The 18530-nt window shown below is 59.9% G+C and carries 16 protein-coding genes and 1 pseudogene; 13 read left to right on the top strand and 4 right to left on the bottom strand.

What is annotated here, in order from left to right; translation table 11 throughout:
• From AC13RC_RS06205 to AC13RC_RS06235, 7 genes and pseudogenes are all read left to right on the top strand, one after another.
• Positions 1-451 (top strand): annotated as a pseudogene (locus AC13RC_RS06205) (bifunctional methylenetetrahydrofolate dehydrogenase/methenyltetrahydrofolate cyclohydrolase); the annotation flags it as partial.
• A 116-nt stretch (positions 452-567) separates the two neighbouring features.
• Positions 568-1701 (top strand): aminomethyl transferase family protein, encoded by a 1134-nt coding sequence (locus tag AC13RC_RS06210; protein ID WP_113396464.1) that lies wholly within the window; start codon positions 568-570, stop codon positions 1699-1701.
• 10 nt (positions 1702-1711) lie between these two features.
• Positions 1712-2317, top strand: a complete 606-nt coding sequence (locus AC13RC_RS06215; protein WP_113396465.1) for a dimethylamine monooxygenase subunit DmmA family protein — start codon at positions 1712-1714, stop codon at positions 2315-2317.
• Positions 2314-3279: a PDR/VanB family oxidoreductase gene (locus AC13RC_RS06220; protein ID WP_113355710.1), complete on the top strand. Its 966-nt coding sequence runs from the start codon at positions 2314-2316 to the stop codon at positions 3277-3279. The genes AC13RC_RS06215 and AC13RC_RS06220 overlap by 4 nt, the downstream gene beginning before the upstream one ends.
• 29 nt (positions 3280-3308) lie before the next feature.
• Entirely contained in the window at positions 3309-4349 is a 1041-nt protein-coding gene (locus AC13RC_RS06225; protein ID WP_113355711.1) for a heme-dependent oxidative N-demethylase family protein, read from the top strand.
• Between the two features lie 67 nt (positions 4350-4416).
• Positions 4417-5754: a trimethylamine monooxygenase gene (locus tag AC13RC_RS06230; RefSeq protein WP_113355712.1), complete on the top strand. Its 1338-nt coding sequence runs from the start codon at positions 4417-4419 to the stop codon at positions 5752-5754.
• Positions 5755-5870: 116 nt separating this feature from the next.
• Positions 5871-6470 carry a PAS domain-containing protein gene (locus AC13RC_RS06235; RefSeq protein ID WP_113391203.1) on the top strand — a complete coding sequence of 200 codons (600 nt, stop codon included), beginning with the start codon at positions 5871-5873 and terminating at the stop codon, positions 6468-6470.
• Here AC13RC_RS06235 and AC13RC_RS06240 read toward each other — a convergent pair.
• The gene (locus AC13RC_RS06240) at positions 6467-8836 is read right to left on the bottom strand and encodes a trimethylamine N-oxide demethylase (protein ID WP_488556764.1); all 2370 of its coding nucleotides are present in this window, start codon (positions 8834-8836) and stop codon (positions 6467-6469) included. The two genes, AC13RC_RS06235 and AC13RC_RS06240, sit on opposite strands and share 4 nt — an antisense overlap.
• Before the next feature lie 241 nt (positions 8837-9077).
• Here AC13RC_RS06240 and AC13RC_RS06245 point away from each other — a divergent pair, with 241 nt between their 5' ends.
• Positions 9078-10862 carry a trimethylamine N-oxide permease gene (locus tag AC13RC_RS06245; protein ID WP_488556765.1) on the top strand — a complete coding sequence of 595 codons (1785 nt, stop codon included), beginning with the start codon at positions 9078-9080 and terminating at the stop codon, positions 10860-10862.
• 92 nt (positions 10863-10954) lie between these two features.
• On the opposite strand, the gene AC13RC_RS06250 is transcribed toward AC13RC_RS06245, so the two are convergent.
• Positions 10955-12409: an MFS transporter gene (locus AC13RC_RS06250; RefSeq protein ID WP_186450361.1), complete on the bottom strand. Its 1455-nt coding sequence runs from the start codon at positions 12407-12409 to the stop codon at positions 10955-10957.
• A 113-nt stretch (positions 12410-12522) separates the two neighbouring features.
• On the opposite strand from AC13RC_RS06250, the gene AC13RC_RS06255 reads away from it, so the two are divergent.
• The 3 genes from AC13RC_RS06255 (at position 12523) to AC13RC_RS06265 (ending at position 14712) form a co-directional block, all read left to right on the top strand.
• A complete protein-coding gene (locus tag AC13RC_RS06255) occupies positions 12523-13398 on the top strand; it encodes a helix-turn-helix transcriptional regulator (protein WP_113391193.1) in 876 nt (291 codons plus the stop codon).
• 301 nt (positions 13399-13699) lie between these two features.
• Entirely contained in the window at positions 13700-14014 is a 315-nt protein-coding gene (locus AC13RC_RS06260; protein ID WP_113355716.1) for a hypothetical protein, read from the top strand.
• A 464-nt stretch (positions 14015-14478) separates the two neighbouring features.
• Complete coding sequence (locus tag AC13RC_RS06265) at positions 14479-14712, top strand: substrate-binding domain-containing protein (protein ID WP_267904830.1); 234 nt, start codon at positions 14479-14481, stop codon at positions 14710-14712.
• A 37-nt stretch (positions 14713-14749) separates the two neighbouring features.
• On the opposite strand, the gene AC13RC_RS06270 is transcribed toward AC13RC_RS06265, so the two are convergent.
• Positions 14750-15640: a LysR family transcriptional regulator gene (locus AC13RC_RS06270; protein ID WP_113332137.1), complete on the bottom strand. Its 891-nt coding sequence runs from the start codon at positions 15638-15640 to the stop codon at positions 14750-14752.
• 171 nt (positions 15641-15811) lie between these two features.
• Here AC13RC_RS06270 and AC13RC_RS06275 point away from each other — a divergent pair, with 171 nt between their 5' ends.
• A complete protein-coding gene (locus AC13RC_RS06275) occupies positions 15812-16588 on the top strand; it encodes a class I SAM-dependent methyltransferase (RefSeq protein WP_488556766.1) in 777 nt (258 codons plus the stop codon).
• Positions 16589-16598: 10 nt separating this feature from the next.
• The gene (locus AC13RC_RS06280) at positions 16599-17243 is read left to right on the top strand and encodes a pyridoxine/pyridoxamine 5'-phosphate oxidase (protein WP_113391190.1); all 645 of its coding nucleotides are present in this window, start codon (positions 16599-16601) and stop codon (positions 17241-17243) included.
• Between the two features lie 92 nt (positions 17244-17335).
• On the opposite strand, the gene dinB is transcribed toward AC13RC_RS06280, so the two are convergent.
• Positions 17336-18433: a DNA polymerase IV gene (gene dinB / locus AC13RC_RS06285; protein WP_113391202.1), complete on the bottom strand. Its 1098-nt coding sequence runs from the start codon at positions 18431-18433 to the stop codon at positions 17336-17338.
• Between the last annotated feature and the right edge of the window lie 97 nt (positions 18434-18530).

An 18530-nucleotide genomic window follows, 5' to 3' on the forward strand; every position in this document is an offset into this window, starting at 1 on the left:
GTTGGTACGCTCCATCCATGGCGAGGACCTGTCGGGTCTGAATGCCGTCGTCATCGGCCGCTCCAACCTGTTCGGCAAGCCGATGGCGCAATTGCTGCTTTCCGCCAATGCGACTGTCACGACGGCGCATTCGCGCACGAAGGATCTCTCCTCCGTCGCAAAGGGTGCCGATATTCTGGTGGCAGCCGTCGGCCGTCCGGAGATGGTCAAGGCCGATTGGGTGAAGCCCGGCGCCACCGTCATCGATGTCGGCATCAACCGGATCGATGCGCCGGAGCGCGGCGAAGGCAAGAGCCGGCTGGTGGGCGATGTCGCCTATGGTGAAGCATCCGAAGTCGCCGCCGCGATCACGCCGGTTCCAGGCGGTGTCGGACCGATGACGATCGCCATGCTGATGGCCAATACCGTCATCGCTGCCCATCGCGCCGCTGGTCAGAAGCCGCCGAGGTTTGAGAGCGAAATACCATCCGGACGGCCAAGAAAAACCCTCCGGATCGGCTTGCCAAGGCGCGAAAGACGATTATAGTCAGGAAATAAATATTCCATAGAAGAAAAAGAGGGAACGAAATGGCATTATCATGGCGTTTCTCCGCCTTGGCGGACCGGCACCGTGCTCTCGGATCGAAACTCGAGGATTGGAGCGGCATGGGAACCGCCTGGACCTACGAGAAGGACATGTCGCAGGAGCATGTCGCGATCCGCACCAAGGCCGGCATCATGGACGTTTCTGGCCTCAAGAAAGTGCATCTGGTTGGACCGCACGCCATTGCCGTGCTCGACTATATCACCACCCGCGACATGTCGAAGATCTATCCCGGCCGCTCGGTCTATGCCGCGATGCTCAACGATCGCGGCTACTTCACCGACGACTGCATCGTCTACCGCACCGGCCCGAATTCCTGGATGCTGGTGCATGGCTCGGGCTCCGGCCACGAGGAGGTGCTCAAGCAGGCCGCCGGCCGCAACTGCGCCGTCCTCTTCGACGACGATCTGCACGATCTGTCGCTACAAGGCCCGGTCGCCGTCGATTATCTGGCCAAATATGTACCCGGCATCCGCGATCTCAAATATTTCCATCACATGCAGACGACGCTGTTCGGTGCGCCTGTGATGATCTCGCGCACCGGCTATACCGGCGAGCGCGGTTATGAGATCTTCGTGCGCGGCCAGGATGCGCCGATGGTCTGGGATCGTATCGTCGCGGAAGGCGAGGAGATGGGGATCATCCCCTGCTGCTTCAGCGTCCTCGACATGCTGCGCGTCGAAAGCTATCTGCTCTTCTATCCCTACGATAACTCGCAGATGTACCCCTTCGCGGACCAGCCGCCCGGCGATAGCCTGTGGGAGCTCGGCCTCGACTTCACGGTCAGCCCGGGAAAGACGGGTTTCCGCGGCGCCGAAGAACATGCCCGCCTCAAGGGCAAGGAACGTTTCAAGATCTTCGGTATGCTGATCGATGCAGACGGTCCGGCCGATCTCGGCGACGAGGTCTATGCCGAGGGCAAAAAGGTCGGTGTCATCACTTGCCCCTGCTATTCGACCCTGACGAAGAAATCGATGGCGATCGCCCGCCTCGATGTCGACAAGGCCGTGCAGGGCACGAAGCTGGAAGTACGCGGCAAGAGCCTGAACGCAAGCGCGATTGCCCATACGCTGCCGTTTGACGATCCGGAAAAGAAGAAGAGGGCGGCTATCGGTTAAGGAGGCGCTCATGCTTGTGGAAGGCATCAAGAGCCGACCGGTCTACAAGGGCCTCTCCATCCAGCCGCATGCCCGGCGGCATGTGTTCGCGCTGGAAGGCGAGGGGGCCAATGCCCTCCTCGACCAGATGGCCGGGTTTGACGATACCATCCTGTCGCGCAGCGAAATCCTCTATGTCGCGCGCGGCTCGCAAGGCAGGGGTCATGACGAAGCCCTGCGCGGGCTCGGCGCCGATATGTTCTTCACGGCGCCGACGATCGCGACATTGCTTTTCCGCCTGAAGGCCTCCCTTGCAACGGCGCATATGGGCACGCGGCTCTATATCGCCGGCACCGAGGGCTTTATCGGCCAGGCGATGATGGTGGCGCTCGACTACGGCATGGATCATGCCTCGATCATCACGGAGCATCGCGGTTCGCTGGCTCGCCGCGTGCAATGCGTCCACTGCAAGGGCATCACCGACGATGTCACGCACAGTCCCTTTACCTGCAGCCATTGCGGGCTTCCGCTATTGGTGCGCGACCACTATTCGCGCCGCCTCGGCGCCTTTCAGGGCGTCAACATCGATGCGGAAGAGCCCGGCACTGCGCCTGATCCCGAGGAGTTGTTCCTGTGAGCGGTGGTACGGAAATTCCGGTTCGTGTCGCGAAGGTGACGCCGATCGCCGATCGCATCAAGCGTTTCCGCTTCGAGCGTCTCGACGGCGCGCCGATGCCTTATTTCTCCGGCGGCGCCCATGTCATCGTCTCGATGAACGATGAGGGTCATGTTCGCCGCAACGCCTATTCGCTGATGTCGCCGCCGCATGATTGCTCGGCCTATGAGATCAGCGTGCTGCGTGTCGAGGACTCGCGTGGCGGTTCCGCCTTCATGCATGAGAAGGTGCGCGAGGGTGACGAGCTCAAGGTCAGCTATCCCGTCAATCTGTTCCAGCCGGACTGGCGCGGGCGCAAGCATCTGCTGATCGCCGGCGGCATTGGCATCACCCCTTTCATCGCGATGATGCAGCAGTTCTCGCGCGAGGGCGCGAATTTCGAGCTGCATTATGCCGTTCGTTCGATCGATCGCGGCGCCTATTGCCGAGAGCTCGTCGAGCAATACGGCTCGCAGCGGGTGAAGATCTATTCCGACGCCGATCGCAATTTCATCCCCGTCGCACGTCTGCTCGAAAGCCAGCCGCTCGGCACGCATCTCTATGTGTGCGGCCCAGCTGGCATGATCGACGGCGTGTTGAAAACGGGCATCGAGGCCGGTTGGCCGGAACAGAACTTGCATTCCGAACGCTTCCTGTCGTCGCAGCCCGGCAAGCCCTTCTCCATCATGCTGACGCGGTCGGGCAAGACCGTTCACGTCGGCCATCACGAAAGCATGCTGGAAGCGATCGAGGCCGCGGGTGTCGATGCGCCCTTCCTCTGTCGTGGCGGCGCCTGCGGGCAGTGCGAGACGGCTGTTGCTGTCTGCGACGGCAAGCTTCTGCATAATGACGTCTATCTGAGCGATGAAGAAAAGGTCTCTGGCCGAAGGGTGATGATCTGCGTCTCCCGCTTCGAGGGAAGCGCGCTGCATCTCGACCTCTAAGCATTCGGCCGATATCCAGGAGAATGGGCATGGCAATCGCCTTCAAGCAGGAAACGTTTCGGGACGACTTTACCTACCGCAACAGTCCGGAAAATATCCGGCGTTTTCCGTTCCCCTTCGATCGCGACGAATACATGTATTCGGTCAACATGGAACCGCATGTGAAGGGGCGGAAGAATACGGTCTTTGAAAACCTCATCGACGTCGATGAGCATTATGTCGCCGAAATGCACGACAGGGCTCTGGTGCTGAAGGAAGATCCGCTGCGTTATCAGGCGCTGCCGCACATGATGACGGCGCAATGGGACACGTTGGAACTGCTGATGGAAGAGCAGGCGGCCGGCTATCCCGAGCATTTCACGCTCACCAGGAATGGCGATCAATGGCGCTGGATCAATAGGCCGCTCGGCATAGACGACACCTTCACCTTCGGCGATGCGTCCACGTTGCCTTACGAACCCTTCGAATACATCACCCGCCAGGCGCAGGGTGATTTCTGCATCGTCGACCAGCGTGACGGCAATCTCTGGATGGATGCCGGCATGGTGACGACCCAGGCCGACTGGTCGCTCGATTTCGATATCGGCATGAATTTCATGGAGTGGCACGGGCCGGTGCCGCTCGCCCATCAGATCGGCGTCTTCGACCGCGCGCTGAAATTCCTCTTGAACCTGCAGCAGGGCAAGCCGACGCGCCGGTTCAACTGGACGATGACAATCAATCCGCGCCTCGATACCAGCCCCGAAAACTACCCGAAATGGGGTCCGGATCGCACCACCGTGACGCCCGAGAATGTCGGCGAGAAGGTGCACCTGCGTGTGGAATTGCAAAGCCTATGGCGCCTGCCGCGCTCGAACGCCATTCTCTTCGTCATCCGCTGTTATCTGATGAACATGAATGAGCTCGTGACCGTGCCGAAATGGGCGCGCCGTTTCCCGCGCGTGCTGAAAACCCTGCCGCCGGAGCTCATCGACTACAAGGGCCTGACGCGCTTCCGCCAGACCACGATCGACTGGCTATCGAAATATGACGACGGCGCCCCGACCAGTCCCGGCATTTTTCCGGATTGATGCCGACACGGCGCGAAACGACTGCATGCGATAAGAACTTCGACATAATCGAGAAGGGGAATGCCACATGACACGAGTTGCCGTTATCGGTGCCGGCCCTTCGGGCCTTGCCCAGCTAAGGGCCTTTCAATCGGCCGCGAAGAAGGGTGCTGATATCCCGGAAGTCGTCTGCTTTGAAAAGCAGGCGGATTGGGGCGGCCTTTGGAACTATACCTGGCGCACGGGCCTCGATGAATATGGCGAGCCGGTGCATGGCAGCATGTATCGCTATCTATGGTCGAACGGCCCGAAGGAATGCCTGGAATTTGCCGATTATTCCTTCGAGGAGCATTTCGGCAAGCCGATCGCCTCCTATCCGCCGCGTGCCGTGCTCTGGGACTATATCAAGGGCCGCGTCGAAAAGGCTGACGTGCGCAAATGGGTGCGCTTCAGCACGCCGGTGCGCATGGTGCGCTTCGATGAAGAGACGAAGAAGTTCACGGTAACCGCGCATGATCGCCCTCAGGACCGGATGTATGACGAGGTGTTCGACTATGTCGTCGTTGCCTCTGGTCATTTCTCGACGCCGAACGTGCCCTATTTCGAAGGCGTGAAGACTTTCAACGGCCGCGTGCTGCATGCCCACGATTTTCGCGATGCGCTGGAGTTCAAGGGCAAGGACGTGTTGCTCGTCGGCCGCAGCTATTCGGCCGAGGATATCGGCTCGCAATGCTGGAAATACGGGGCAAAGTCGGTGACGACGAGCTATCGCTCCAAGCCGATGGGCTTCAAATGGCCTGAGAATTTCGAGGAGCGGCCGCTGTTGACGCGTCTTGAAAACAAGACGGCCTATTTCCTCGATGGCTCATCGAAGGATGTCGACGCGCTAATCCTCTGCACAGGCTATCAGCACCATTTCCCCTTCCTGCCGGATGATCTTCGGCTGAAGACGGCAAATCGCCTCTGGGCTGACCACCTCTACAAGGGTGTGATCTTCGATAAGAATCCGCAGCTCTTCTATATCGGCATGCAGGATCAGTTCTACACCTTCAACATGTTCGACGTGCAGGCTTGGTGGGCGCGCGATGTCATGATGGGCCGCATCAAGCTGCCGCCCGAAGCGGAACTGCAGGCGAACTTCGACAAGTGGCGCGCCCGCGAGGAAACGCTTGAGGATGCCGAGCAGATGATTTGGTATCAGGGCGACTATGTGAAGGAGTTGCTCGCCGAGACCGATTATCCGAGCTTCGATATCGAAGGCACGAACAGGACCTTCATGGAATGGGAGCATCACAAGGCGGAAAACATCATGGGCTTCCGCGACCACGCCTACCGCTCACTGATGACCGGCACTATGTCGCCGACACATCATACGCCCTGGGTTGACGCGCTCGACGATTCCATGGAGGAATATCTGCGCAATTGATCCATGCTCACTTCCCCACCTGACCGGCAAGGGAGGCGTCGAGCAGCCCTTGCCGGATTTTTATGTGTTGAGACGAAACGAGTTCATCCGCAACTTTCTTTTCGGGCATGGCTTCCATGGATTTCCAGACAAGCGTTCTCGGCCGTATGGCCGGTTTCCTTTATCGCTGTAGGGCGGACGAAAATTATACGATGCTTGAGATGACCGACGGCATCGAGCGCATCTTCGGCTATCCCGCTGACGAGATTATCGGCAACCGTTCGCGAACCTTCACTTCGATCATGTGCGAAGAGGATATCCCGCTCATGGATGAGCTTGTCGGCAAGGCTTTGGAAAGTCACACCGACTGGACGATGGAGTATCGTATACGTCATCGCGACGGCCATTTCCTCTGGGTAACGGAAACGGGCGGCGGCGTATGGGACGAGGCCGGGGAGCTTCTTTATCTCGAAGGCAGTATCCTGAATATCGAATCGCTCTACCGTCGCCTCGACGAGCAGACCGCGGACATGCGGGTCACGGCATCGAAGACCAACGAAATTCTGCAGTCGCTGCGCTACTTGAAGCTGCTTGCCGTCAATGCCGGCATCGAGGCTGCAAGAGCAGGCACGGCCGGGTCGGGTTTTGCGGTGCTGGCGGCGGAGATGCGCACGCTTGCCAACTCCTCGGAAGAGGCGGCGCGTGCGATCTCGGCCGCGCAGAAGAAGTCGGATTAAGATCGCGGCCGCGTCTTCTGCGGATCGTAGTGAGAAAGCGGCACGATGACAGCCGGAAGCCGCTTCTGCTGACCGTCGAGCTTCCCGATCTCGACCCTGGTCCCGACAGCGGCATGCGTGACGTCGACCCGGGCCAGAGCGATGGTCTTGCCGAGGATCGGCGACCGCGTGGCGCTGGTGATCACGCCGATCTGCGCGCGGCCGAGGTGGATGCAATCGCCATGTCCCACGGCCTCGTTGGCCTCGATGTCCAGACCGACCATCAGATGGCGAGGATTTTCCTTTCGCCGCACCAATGCTTCGCGCCCGATGAAATCGTCCTGCTTGGATTTCAACGGCACAGTGAAGCCGATACCGGCCTCGAAGGGATCGGTCTGATCGTCGAATTCGTGATGGGCAAAGACCAGACCGGCCTCGATACGCACCATGTCGAGCGCCTCCAGGCCCATCGGCTTCAGACCATGGGGTTCACCGGCTTTCCAGACAGCGTCAAAGACTGTTACCGCATCCTTCGGATGGCAGAAGATTTCGTAGCCGAGCTCGCCGGTATAGCCGGTGCGCGAGACGACGACCGGTGCTCCCTCGAAATGGCCGATGCGGCCGACGGTGAAGCGGAACCATTCCAGCTCGCCGATCGCCGGCTGGCGCGGTGCCGTCCAGATGATCTCCTTAAGGATGTCGCGGCTCTTCGGGCCTTGCAGGGCGATGTTGTGCATCTGATCGGTAGATGAGCGGACCCAGGCTTTGAAGCCTTTCTTCTCCGCCTGCTCGCGCAGCCAGATGCCGCTATAGTCATCGCCGCCGATCCAGCGGAAGTTCTTGTCGCCAAGACGGAACAGCGTGCCATCGTCGATCATGCCGCCATGTTCGTAGCACATGGCGGAATAGACGACCTGGCCCGTCGAAAGCTTGCGCACGTCGCGCGTCAGGCAATATTGCAGCAATTCCTCGGCATCCGGCCCTGTCACCTCGAACTTGCGCAGCGGCGAAAGGTCGATGACGACGGAGCGTTCGCGACAGGCCCAGTATTCCTCGACCGGGCCTTCCGAGGAGAAGCGGTTCGGCAGCCAGAAGCCGCGATATTCGGTGTAGTCGCGCGTCATCGCGGAAAGGCGCGGGTGGAACGCGGTTTCGCGCGTCAGTTCGGGGTCGGCGTCAGGGGTCATGCGATAGGCCACCGCTCGTGTGAATTTTTCTTTGCCGGAAAAGGTGCGCACATGGATATCAGTCGGATCCCAGCCATTGGCCGCGTCGATGTCATCGGGACAGGATGAGGAGACGCAGACGAGATCAGTCAGCGCGCGCATTAGGACGTAATCGCCGGGCCTGGACCAGGGTTCGTCAAGATAGAGCTGGTTATTGTGATCGACATTGGTGTTGTAGAAATAGTTGAGCGCCTCCCAGCCCTTTCGGCCGGCAATACCGTAGGGCGCGAGCGCCGCGTTGAAATTGTCGGTGCAGTTCACGTGGCCGGGATAGCCCATGTCGTCGTAGTAGCGGGAATTGCAGGCCGTCGCGAAGGCATCGTGGCGGCCAACCGTGTCCTGCACGATTTCCACCAACGGCTCGAAATCACGGTCGAAGGCCTTGGAGGGAAGGCCGGGTGCTGGATAGCTGCGGCCGAGCAGGGTGCGGGTTACGGTTGAATCGAGCGCAAGGTCGAGGCCCTTGTCGACCTTGCGTGCGGAGAAGGCCTGGAAATCGGTGCATTGCCGGCCATAGACATCGATGATCTGAATATATTCGCCGGCGCGGACGAAATAGGCCGAAGCGGTCGCTGCCTTGATGCGGATGTCTTCGATCGGATCGGCGAGCGGTTCGGGGAGTGCGGAGGCATAGTCTCGCAGGATCGTCGTGCGGCGTATTGTGAGCTCGATGGGCGTTGCCGTATCCTGCGCCTCCGGCGACATGGTCGTTCCCGGTGCGCAGGCGATCAGCAGACCTTTGGTCGCGATGGTGAATTCCGCCGTGCTGCCGGCAGGAGATGCCCCCCCGAAAAGGTGCAATGCTGTCGCGGACGCCATGTCTGCTCCGCGCCGTTCCAGCGCTGTCCTGACGCGAGCCGCACTTTCATTTCCCGAGGAAAGAATGGCTTTCAGACCTGTCGCTTCGCCGGTGAATGCCGACCCCAATCCCGCGGATTGAAAGCGGCCCTTCTCATCGAGGAAGGTGAGCTCGCAGACCTGCCCACCTTCGCTATCCGTCACCAAAACCCGATCGCCGGGCTCGACGCGCACGACCAGCGACCCACCACCCTTGCAGCGATAGCGTTCTGTATCTTGCGGCAAGGCCGGAATGCCCGGATAGCGGATGATGCTCGCCGAGATCGGCCGTATTCCGGCGGTCGGCGGATGGAGTTCTCGCATTAAACCCTCTCGGGAAATGAGGCGTGTCAAACACGGGAATCATGCTGACAAAATGCCATCCGAAAGTAAAGGGATATTGACTAAAAAGAAAATATCTTCACTATGCATAAAGGGCATGTATCTGGAAACCGCGCGCAGACTCGGCTCATGAAAACCTCCAGCAAGCCCCGCAATGCCATGGGAGGCACGTTCAGGGAGACGTACGAGAGATACGTCCGGAACAAAATGGGGAATATCACCAATGACTGACATCGTGGACGCTGGCGCTCCCGCCGGCACCGAAGGTAAGCTTATACGCGCGCTGGACTGGAAGGGCGCGTTCTGGGTGGCTGCGGGCGTGCCGCCACTTGTTCTCTTCTCCATCGGCGGCATCGCCGGCACCACGGGCAAGCTTGCCTTCGTCGTGTGGATCATCTCGATGATCATGGGTTTCCTGCAATCCTTCACCTATGCCGAGATTGCCGGCATGTTCGGCAACAAGTCCGGAGGCGCCTCGGTCTATGGTGCGACCGCCTGGCTGCGCTATTCGAAATTCATCGCGCCGCTCTCGGTCTGGTGCAACTGGTTTGCCTGGTCACCGGTGCTGTCCCTCGGCTGCGCCATTGCGGCCGGTTATATCCTCAATGCCTTCTTCCCCATTCCGGCGGCGGATTCGCAGGCTGTGCTGAGCTGGATCAGCGCCCATGCGACATCGATCACCGCCGACAGCCCGCGTGTCGCCGAATACATCGCGGCCCATGCCGGTACATCTCCCGACGATGCGGTAAAAGCGCTGCTCAGCGCCGATGGCGTTGCAGCTTTTACGCCGGCCATCCGCAACTGGTCTCTCGTCAGCTTCAACATTCCCTTCCTCGCAACCGCCAATATCAATGCCACCTTCTTCATCGGCGGCATCCTGATGCTGATCATTTTCGCGATCCAGCATCGCGGCATTTCCGGGACGGCGAGCGTGCAGAAGTGGCTGGCGATCATCGTGCTGGTGCCGCTGCTCATCATCGGAGTCTATCCGATCGTCAGCGGCCAGATCCTCTCCGCCAATGTGACCGGCCTGCTGCCGCCGACGGCTGCCTATGCCGCGACCGACGGTACCTGGAGCAATGGCGGCTGGACGCTTTTCCTCGGCGGCCTCTATATCGCCGCCTGGTCGACCTATGGCTTCGAAACGGCGGTGTGCTACACGCGCGAACTGAAGAACCCGAAGACGGATACGTTCAAGGCGATCTTCTACTCGGGCCTTGCCTGCTGCATCTTCTTCTTCCTAGTGCCCTTCGCCTTCCAGGGCGTGCTCGGGCATACCGGGATGCTGGCACCTGGCATCGTTGATGGCACCGGCGTTGCTGAAGCGCTCGGGGGCCTGATCGGCGCTGGCCGGATCGTAACGCAATTGCTCGTCATCCTGATGATCTTGGCACTGTTCCTGGCGATCATGACGGCGATGGCCGGCTCCTCGCGCACCCTCTATCAGGGCTCGAAGGACGGCTGGCTGCCGAAATATCTCGACCATGTGAACGAGAACGGCGCGCCGACGAGAGCGATGTGGACGGACTTTGCCTTCAATCTCTTTCTTCTCGCCATTGCGTCGGACACGAGCGGTTATTTCTTCGTGCTCGCCGTCTCCAACGTCGGATATATCATCTTCAATTTCCTCAACCTCAATTCGGGCTGGATCCACCGCATGGACTCCGGCCATGTCGAGCGTCCGTGGAAGGCGCCGTCCTGGCTCATCGGCCTTAATACCGCCCTCGCCTTCGTCAATGCGCTCTTCCTTGGCGCCGGCGCCAAGGTTTGGGGTTATGCCAATGCGCTCTGGATCGGCTTTGCCTTTGCGGCTCTCATCCTGCCGGTCTTTGCCTACAGGCATTATGTTCGCGATGGCGGCAAGTTCCCGGTCGGCGCCATGGATGATCTTGGTCTGGTCGGCCAGGATCTGGGTGTCAGGAAGGCGGGTATTCTACCCTATCTGGCGCTTGCTGGCGGTCTTGCCATCGTGCTGATCGCCAATTGGTTCTTCCAGCTGCCGGCATAACGGCTCTGGTCGAAGACGAGATTCATGCTCGAAAGTCCGGCCTGGTCACAGGTCGGACTTTGCTATGGGATCGACTGATCCGGACCTTCCGATCATTCGGGCGCCACGATGAGCGCGTCGTCGATCTCCGCGTCCTCGTCGGGTCGGCTACGCTGCCGTGCCAGCCGCAGAAGCGTGGCCGCCAGCAGGATGGCCATCAGCCCGAGCTCGACGGCGATCGCCGTGACTCCAGCGGAGAGATAGGCACTGGAATATTGCAGCACCTGGGCAAATACGGCTCCGAGGATCGCCGGCCCAAGACCCAGCGACACCTGCTGCATGGTTGCGAGCATCGCGCTGCCGGCGCCGGCATGTTCATGCGGCACGTCCGCCAGCCCCAGCCGATAAAAGGTGTTGACGATCAGTGCCTGACCGAAGCCGATCAAGATCGTGGATGGGATAAGGTTGATGACTCCCGGCCGCGGCCAGACCGTTTCGAGCGTCACGATGAGGAGCGTAAGCCCGCTCATCTGAATCACGCAGCCCATCGCCAACATGAGTTCCCGGCGTATATTCGCTAGGCGAGGTGTGACGAAAGCGGCCGAGACGAAATAGGAGCCGCCGAGCGCGATCAAGGCATTGCCTGACTGCAGCGGCGTCAGCCCGGCGCCTGCCTGCAAGGTAAGGGCGAAGACGAACATGAAGCCGCTCCAGCACGTGAAGAAGAGTATGGCGATCAGCCCTCCGAAGCGCATGCTGGAGATGCGCGTGAGCGACGGCGGCAGGATTGGGAAGGCGCCACGCGCCTCCTTGCCGCGCTCGATGCGCCAAAGAAGTGCCACCAGTGGCAGGATCGGCACGAAGCCGAGCAGGCAAAGCCAATTCCAGTGGAGCGACGGACCGAGCGCGGTCGGCAGCAGGACCGAGAGCGTCAGCAGCGCCAGCGTGATCATGCCTGACCAGTCGACCGGAACCCTGCCTTGCCCACGCGTTTCTGGAACATGTCGCCACACGCAGAGCAGGATCAGGATGCAAACAGGCAGATTGATGAGGAAGATGCTACGCCAGCCGGAGCCGGCAATATCAGCCGAGATGAGGAAGCCGCCGAGAACCTGGCCGACGATGAAAGCGATGCCGCCGATCGCGCTATAGAGCGAGACGGCGCGGGCGTGATCGCGTCCGGTCAGGCTGACATGGATGGTCGCCAGTACCTGCGGGACCATGAGTGCGGCCGCAATTCCCTGCAGCGCGCGCGCAACGATGAGGAAGGCGACTGATGTCGCCACCCCGCAGAGCAGAGAGGCGAGGCAGAACAATAGGACAGCCAGGCCGAACATGCGCCGGCGGCCGAAATTGTCGCCAAGGCGCGCACCCATTGCCAGGCAGACGGCAAAGGCGACGCCATAGGCGGCGACGAAAAGTTCAAGTTCCGTTTCGCCGGCGTGCAGCGAGGCGGAGATGGCGGCGAGGCCGACATTGATGATGGAAAAATCGAGCTGCAGCAGCAATTGCCCGGCCAGCAGGATCAGCAGGCCGAACTGGCCAAGCCGGATTGGTGCGGATGACATGGGGGACCTCAAAGCATTTCCAAAACTGAGTCCACAGCGTTCTACACCTATGTTAAACTGGTACAAGATACCTGGTTAGACTGGTATAAGAAGTGTCAGGCTGGAGAATGGAAATGCACGGCACGCTCGATATCGTCCCCAATCCAATGCTTTCGCGGGCACAGGAACTCGGCGAGATGTTGCGAAGACGGCGGGAATCCCTTGACCCGCAAAGATTGGGACTCGGTCGGGCAGGGCGGATTCGTACACCCGGATTGCGGCGGGAAGAAGTGGCGTCACGTGCCGATATCGGCATCACCTGGTACACCAAGCTGGAGCAGGGCCGCCCGATCCGCGTGTCGCCGCGCGTGCTTCTCTCCGTCGCGCATGCTTTGGAATTCAACGAAGTGGAGACGGAGCACCTTTTCAGACTGGCTAATCTGCCGGTCCCGCCTCGCCTCGAAAATCCGCGCGTTTGCGAGCCGCTCACCGAGGCAAGCCAGCGCATTCTCGATCATCTCTGTCCCTATCCGGCTCTTATCCAGACGAAACGCTACAATATACGCGGCTTCAACGAGGCCTATCGCCGCCTCGTCGGCGTCGATCTCGATGCCGTCCCGCCCGAGGACCGGAACTGCATCTATCTGTCCCTCGTCAATCCTGCCTGGCGCGCGAGCCAGGCCGATCCTGATGAGATGCTGGCCAACATGGCCGCGCTGTTTCGTGCCTCCATGGCGGAGCATCTCGACGATCCGAGCTGGGAGCGGCAATTGGAACGCTATATGAGCGCTTCGGACCAATTCCGCATCGTGTGGGATCGCTACCAGCTCAAAGGAATCGAGAATACCGTCAAGCGTTTCCGGCTGGCGGATGGCACTATTCTGGCGCTGCAATCCAACAATTGGTGGGCAAGTCCCAGCAATGACGACCGCATGATCGTCTATACACCCGTCGACGAAGCCGGGGCGGAGAGGCTGAACGCGATGATGAAGCGCAGGCGGGCTTGCTGAGCGGTAAAGCCGGCGAAACCCCAAAGGATCGATCACCACGAATGAACTGGCGGCAGTTTCCGCCCGTTCGTTGGGCATTGCGCGTCCCGACACTGTCAAAAATGGACGTAGGCTTTAAACGGCAGCCTGCCTAACGTGCCGGCAGCAGACATAAGCAATGGCCGGTTTGGCTGGCGGCTTGCCGTCAAGGATCGCCCGTCGCGCAGAGCTGAAGTAACGGACTGCATAGTATCAGAGTAGTTTCACTTGCAAGAGCGAGTCCATCTGTGGTGTCGCAGTAGCAGTGGTCCTCGAAGGAGGCATGATGGAACGCTTTCGCCACCTAATAGGAGGCAGCCTATCGCCGAAGCAAGTCGCCACACTCCAAAAGGTGCTGGACAACGTCACCAGTCAGCCCTGGTTCGATAACAGCGAGCATTGCCGTAACGCGCTGGCCGGGCGGCTGACCTTTCTCATAAAAATTGGAATAGAAAACACCGCGCATCTCCAAACCATCGGTGTTTGCTGGGCGGTTAATGATTTCAACCGCGATGTGATGAAAACGAATCGAAGGAAGCCGGCCGAGATGATCGGGATAGGGAAGGCCGAACAGCTTCGACTTGAGGATTACCGGTAATGTTTGCATCCCGAGTCCGGCCTCAACGGACATCTCGCTAAAATTTCGACGTGCTGCCGCAGAGCGCGATTTCATTTGTATAGCGAGCTTAAACAGCGTGCGCTTCGCGCCTAAAGCACGGATTCCGCATCCGATTCCGAAAGGGGTAGGATCTGCTCGCCCCGCTGCCTGACCGATACGCAGGCGATCCGCGGCAATCGGACCGGCCTGATCTTCCAGGACTCGTCCGAAAGCCTCAATCCACGCCTGCGTATCGGTCAGGCATCGCCGAATCGATTATTGCCCACGGGCTAGCAAGCGCTTCGCAGGCAAAGGATCGCGGCGGCGATCTTCTCGAACGGGTCGGCCTTTCGGCCTCGGTGGCGGATTGCTTTCCGAGCGGCGCAAGGTGCGACGCATCTCCAACGAGGAGATAGGGAGCCGTTCCGCGCAACTAATTATCGGGCAAGCGCGGCGGCTATCTGATTGCCGATGGCGTCGTCGATCTGATGATGAGCTATTCTTCGAACGCGCGTCTTCTGGCAGGGGATCCGGCTTTCAGCGTCATCGACATACCCGACGAGTTTCAGCCGCTTATCGAATACGGCATGGCAATTCGTAAGGGCGCTGATGATGAAACGAGGTCTCTGCGGGACTTCCTGCTATCGGAGACCGGGCAGGAGATTCTCAACAAGTCCGGGTTTTCTCCGGTCGGTTAGTCTCCAAGGCAGATGGTGGCCACGGTCTTTTCAAGTATCAGCCAGTCGGCGGCGTGCTGGAGCGCGTGTAGACCTCCGCCTCATTCTGCAGCCATTCGCAGAAGAGAACGGATTTTCGGTTCCGACGGGCGCGGCGCAGCGCTACATATTCGTGGCCGCTTTCCAGAAAGCCATATGGCGCCATCAGCCGGCTGAAACGGATGTCGTCGCTGACATAGGGCCAGGGGGCGACGCAGACACCGAGGCCGGCGCTCGCAGCCTCCAGCATGAAGTAGAAATGCTCGTATTCGACGTGCGGTCCCGTGGCGACTGATCTTTCCGATCGGGCAAGCCAGTCGCCCCATGCGCGCAGCCTTGTGCGCGTATGAAGCTGGGGCAGGCCATCGAACTCTGGCGTTGACGCGGCAAAGAGCGATGGCGCGAGCACCGCGCCGGTTTGCTCCGGAAACAGGAAAATCACATCGGCGCCGGAAGGCCATGGCGCGCTTCCGACGCGGATTGCCACATCGAAGCCGTCGCGGCTGAAATCGACGGGCTTTGAAGAGGCCGACAGGCGCACTTCTATGTTGGGGTATTTCGCCTGAAACCGATAGAGGCGGGGAATGAGCCAGCGCATCGTAAAAGTGCCGGGGCAGGAGACGTCGAGCTGACCGTCTTCCGTATCGGCTACGGCTCGCACCGACAGATCCATCTGGTCGAATGCGCCCGTCAGCCCGGTCAACAGGGTCATCCCGCCTTCAGTCAATCTCAGCCGGTTTTTCGGTCCTTCGAACAAGGGAACGCCAAGTACCTCCTCCAGATGCTGAATCTGCCTGCTGACGGCGCTGTGCGTCACATTAAGCTCGTCTGCCGCAAGCGTCATGCGGCCGAGCCGGCCGGCCGCTTCGAAGGCGCGTAGCGCATTCAGGGAGGGCAATCGTCTAGTCATGTGCATTTTCCGAACATTGACTGTTCGAACATATCGTTTTTCTTCCGTAAAATAACGTGTTTTTTGATGCCGAGAGAAATGGACAGCGTATTCATCGAACAATGACGCGACGATGCAATGGCATTTTCACGTCCGGCGAAGCTTTGTCCGACGAAGCAACGGAGACATGAAGTGCAAGGCAGATATCAGGACGGCAGTGCGGGCGATGCGAATTACGGCGTGATCGGATCGGGCTATACCAATTATCGTCAGCCGGACCCCCATATAGCCGAATTCATCCGCGCCGCTCTCGGCGATGCGAAAACCGTGTTGAATGTCGGTGCCGGCGCAGGCTCCTATGAGCCGGTCGACCGGCAGGTGACGGCCGTCGAGCCGTCTGCGTCCATGCGCGCCCAACGACCGGCGCATCTCCCGGTCGCAATTGACGGGCCGGCGGAACATCTTCCTTTTTCCGACTGGAGTTTCGATGCGGCAATGGCGACCTTCACGGTGCATCAATGGTCTGATCTCGACCGAGGGCTTGCCGAGATGCGGCGCGTTACCCGCGGCCCCGTCCTGGTATTGAGCTGCGATCCGCATCTGCTGGAACGGTCGTGGCTACACACCTATGCGCCTGAAATGATTGCGGTCGAGGGACGACGTTATCCGGAGATGGATAGGATCGCGACCGCACTCGGCGGCAATGTGGAGATCAAGGCGGTGCCGATCCCGCTGAATTGCGTCGATGGTTTCGGCGAGGCCTATTATGGCAGACCGGAGCGAATGCTTGATCCCGGCGCGCGGCTTGCCAATTCGGCATGGAGCTTTGTCGATGCCTCCGTTGGCGAGCGTTTTGTCGCCGAGCTCGGCCGCGATCTCACCGACGGATCCTGGGATCGTCGTTATGGCGCGCTTCGCACGCAGCCATTCTTCGAAGGCTCGCTGCGTCTCATTATCGCCAGACCATGAGGAGAGCGCCGTGAGAGACGAATTGCGCATACTCAAGTCCTTGGCCGGGCCGTTTCCCTCGTTCGAGGCGGATCTGACACCTGACAATCCGCGAGACTTGTTTTCCGACTGGCTGCGCGATGCCATCGAGGGTGATATCAAGGAGCCGCATGCCATGGTGCTTTCCACGATCGACGAGGATGGCGCACCGGATGCTCGTGTTCTCATCCTGAAGAACCTCGACCAGCGTGGCTGGCACTTCGCAACATCAGGCAGGGGGCCGAAGGGCCGACAGATTGCCGCCAATCCCTCTGTGTCACTCACCTTCTATTGGCCGCAGCTCGGACGGCAGGTGCGATTGCGCGGAATGGCGTTTCAGGCCGAGGCGCATGAGCGCCATGCCGATTTCCGTGCACGCGCGCCGGGCGCCAAGGCGATTGCCCTGACCAAGCGGCAGAGCGAGGTTCTGGGTTCGTCGCAGGAGCTCGATGATGCATTGGCACTGCAGCATCGGCGGTTGCGGGACGAGCCCGATCTTGTTTCTGCAAATTGGGCGCTTTTCATCGTCATGCCGCATGAGGTCGAATTCTGGCAGGGCGATTCAGAGCGCCGTCACCATCGCTTGCGATATCGACGTGAAAAGGCGGGCTGGCTGAAGGAGCGGCTCTGGCCTTGATGATTTTCGCTTTGATGGCCGCGGTTGTCCGTTTCTGCTGCTTTCGGCGGAAAGATTAGACAGCCATTGTGACCGCTGAGGATCAGCATCCCTCAGATGCCGAGATCGAGCTGGGGCTGTAAGCTCCCATCGCCGGCTTCTTCGTTCGTCAAAGACGAAAGCGTGATGCCCAGCAGCCGGATTGGCCGCGTGAACGGGTGGACGGTTGCCAGAAGCGCCGACGCGGTATCCAGGACCGCGCCGACACCGGCGACCGGCAGGGAGCTTGTCCGACTGCGTGTCGCCTGGGTAAAGTCCGAATATTTGATCTTCACGGTCACCGTCTTGGCGCTGAAACCGCCTGTTTCGCAGTAGCGCCAAACCTTCTGCGCAAGCGGCCGCAGTTCCGCCGTCGCCAGCTCTAGATCGTCGATATCCTCAACGAATGTGTCTTCTGCGCCTATGGATTTGCGAACCCGGTCCGGCTTTACCTGGCGCTCGTCGATGCCGCGGGCGATACCGTAGAAATAAGGGCCTGCCTTTCCAAAATGCTCCTGCAGGAAGGCGAGCGATTTCGATTTCAGATCTAGTCCGGTTTCGATCCCATATTTGTGCATCCGCTCGGCTGTCGCCGGCCCGACGCCATGGAATTTCTTGACGGGAAGCGTTTCGACGAAGGCCGGGCCATTCCTTGGCGTAATGACTGCCTGGCCGTTCGGCTTGTTGAGGTCGCTTGCCATTTTGGCGAGGAATTTGTTGTAGGAAATGCCGGCCGAAGCATTGAGGCCGGTGACCTGCTTGATCTTGGTCCGGATCTCCAGCGCGATCTCGGTGGCGATTTCCATCCCCTTGTGGTTCTGGGTGACGTCAAGATAGGCCTCGTCGAGCGACAGCGGCTCGATCATCGAAGTATATTCGGCAAAGATCTCGCGGATCTGCTGCGACACCGCCCTGTAGACGTCAAAGCGCGGCGGCACGAAAATCAGGTCCGGACATTTGCGTTTTGCGGTAACCGAAGGCATCGCCGAGTGAACGCCGAAGGCACGGGCCTCGTAGCTTGCGGCCGCCACGACGCCGCGTGCAGCCGACCCGCCGACCGCAAGCGGCTTGCCGCGCAGCTCCGGATTGTCCCGCTGCTCGACCGATGCATAGAATGCATCCATATCGACATGGATGATCTTCCGGACAGGGGTCGAGCTGGTGTCGTTCATGGCGGTCTCGGTCATTACACAGTAGGTTCAGCGCGGTCCGTTATTGCGGAAGCTGAAACAAATGCGGAACATATCATCCTCGATGACGATATCAAAC

Source organism: Martinezella sp. CNPSo 3890 (assembly GCF_057784455.1).

Excerpts from the sequence above, each read along its gene's own strand:
- AC13RC_RS06230 (WP_113355712.1), top strand. The coding sequence starts at position 4,417 with ATGACACGAGTTGCCGTTATCGGTGCCGGCCCTTCGGGCCTTGCCCAG.
- AC13RC_RS06225 (WP_113355711.1), top strand. The coding sequence starts at position 3,309 with ATGGCAATCGCCTTCAAGCAGGAAACGTTTCGGGACGACTTTACCTAC.
- AC13RC_RS06240 (WP_488556764.1), bottom strand. The coding sequence starts at position 8,836 with ATGCGAGAACTCCATCCGCCGACCGCCGGAATACGGCCGATCTCGGCG.
- AC13RC_RS06210 (WP_113396464.1), top strand. The coding sequence starts at position 568 with ATGGCATTATCATGGCGTTTCTCCGCCTTGGCGGACCGGCACCGTGCT.
- AC13RC_RS06245 (WP_488556765.1), top strand. The coding sequence starts at position 9,078 with ATGACTGACATCGTGGACGCTGGCGCTCCCGCCGGCACCGAAGGTAAG.
- dinB (WP_113391202.1), bottom strand. The coding sequence starts at position 18,433 with ATGAACGACACCAGCTCGACCCCTGTCCGGAAGATCATCCATGTCGAT.
- AC13RC_RS06250 (WP_186450361.1), bottom strand. The coding sequence starts at position 12,409 with ATGTCATCCGCACCAATCCGGCTTGGCCAGTTCGGCCTGCTGATCCTG.
- AC13RC_RS06235 (WP_113391203.1), top strand. The coding sequence starts at position 5,871 with ATGGATTTCCAGACAAGCGTTCTCGGCCGTATGGCCGGTTTCCTTTAT.
- AC13RC_RS06215 (WP_113396465.1), top strand. The coding sequence starts at position 1,712 with ATGCTTGTGGAAGGCATCAAGAGCCGACCGGTCTACAAGGGCCTCTCC.
- AC13RC_RS06270 (WP_113332137.1), bottom strand. The coding sequence starts at position 15,640 with ATGACTAGACGATTGCCCTCCCTGAATGCGCTACGCGCCTTCGAAGCG.
- AC13RC_RS06260 (WP_113355716.1), top strand. The coding sequence starts at position 13,700 with ATGATGGAACGCTTTCGCCACCTAATAGGAGGCAGCCTATCGCCGAAG.
- AC13RC_RS06255 (WP_113391193.1), top strand. The coding sequence starts at position 12,523 with ATGCACGGCACGCTCGATATCGTCCCCAATCCAATGCTTTCGCGGGCA.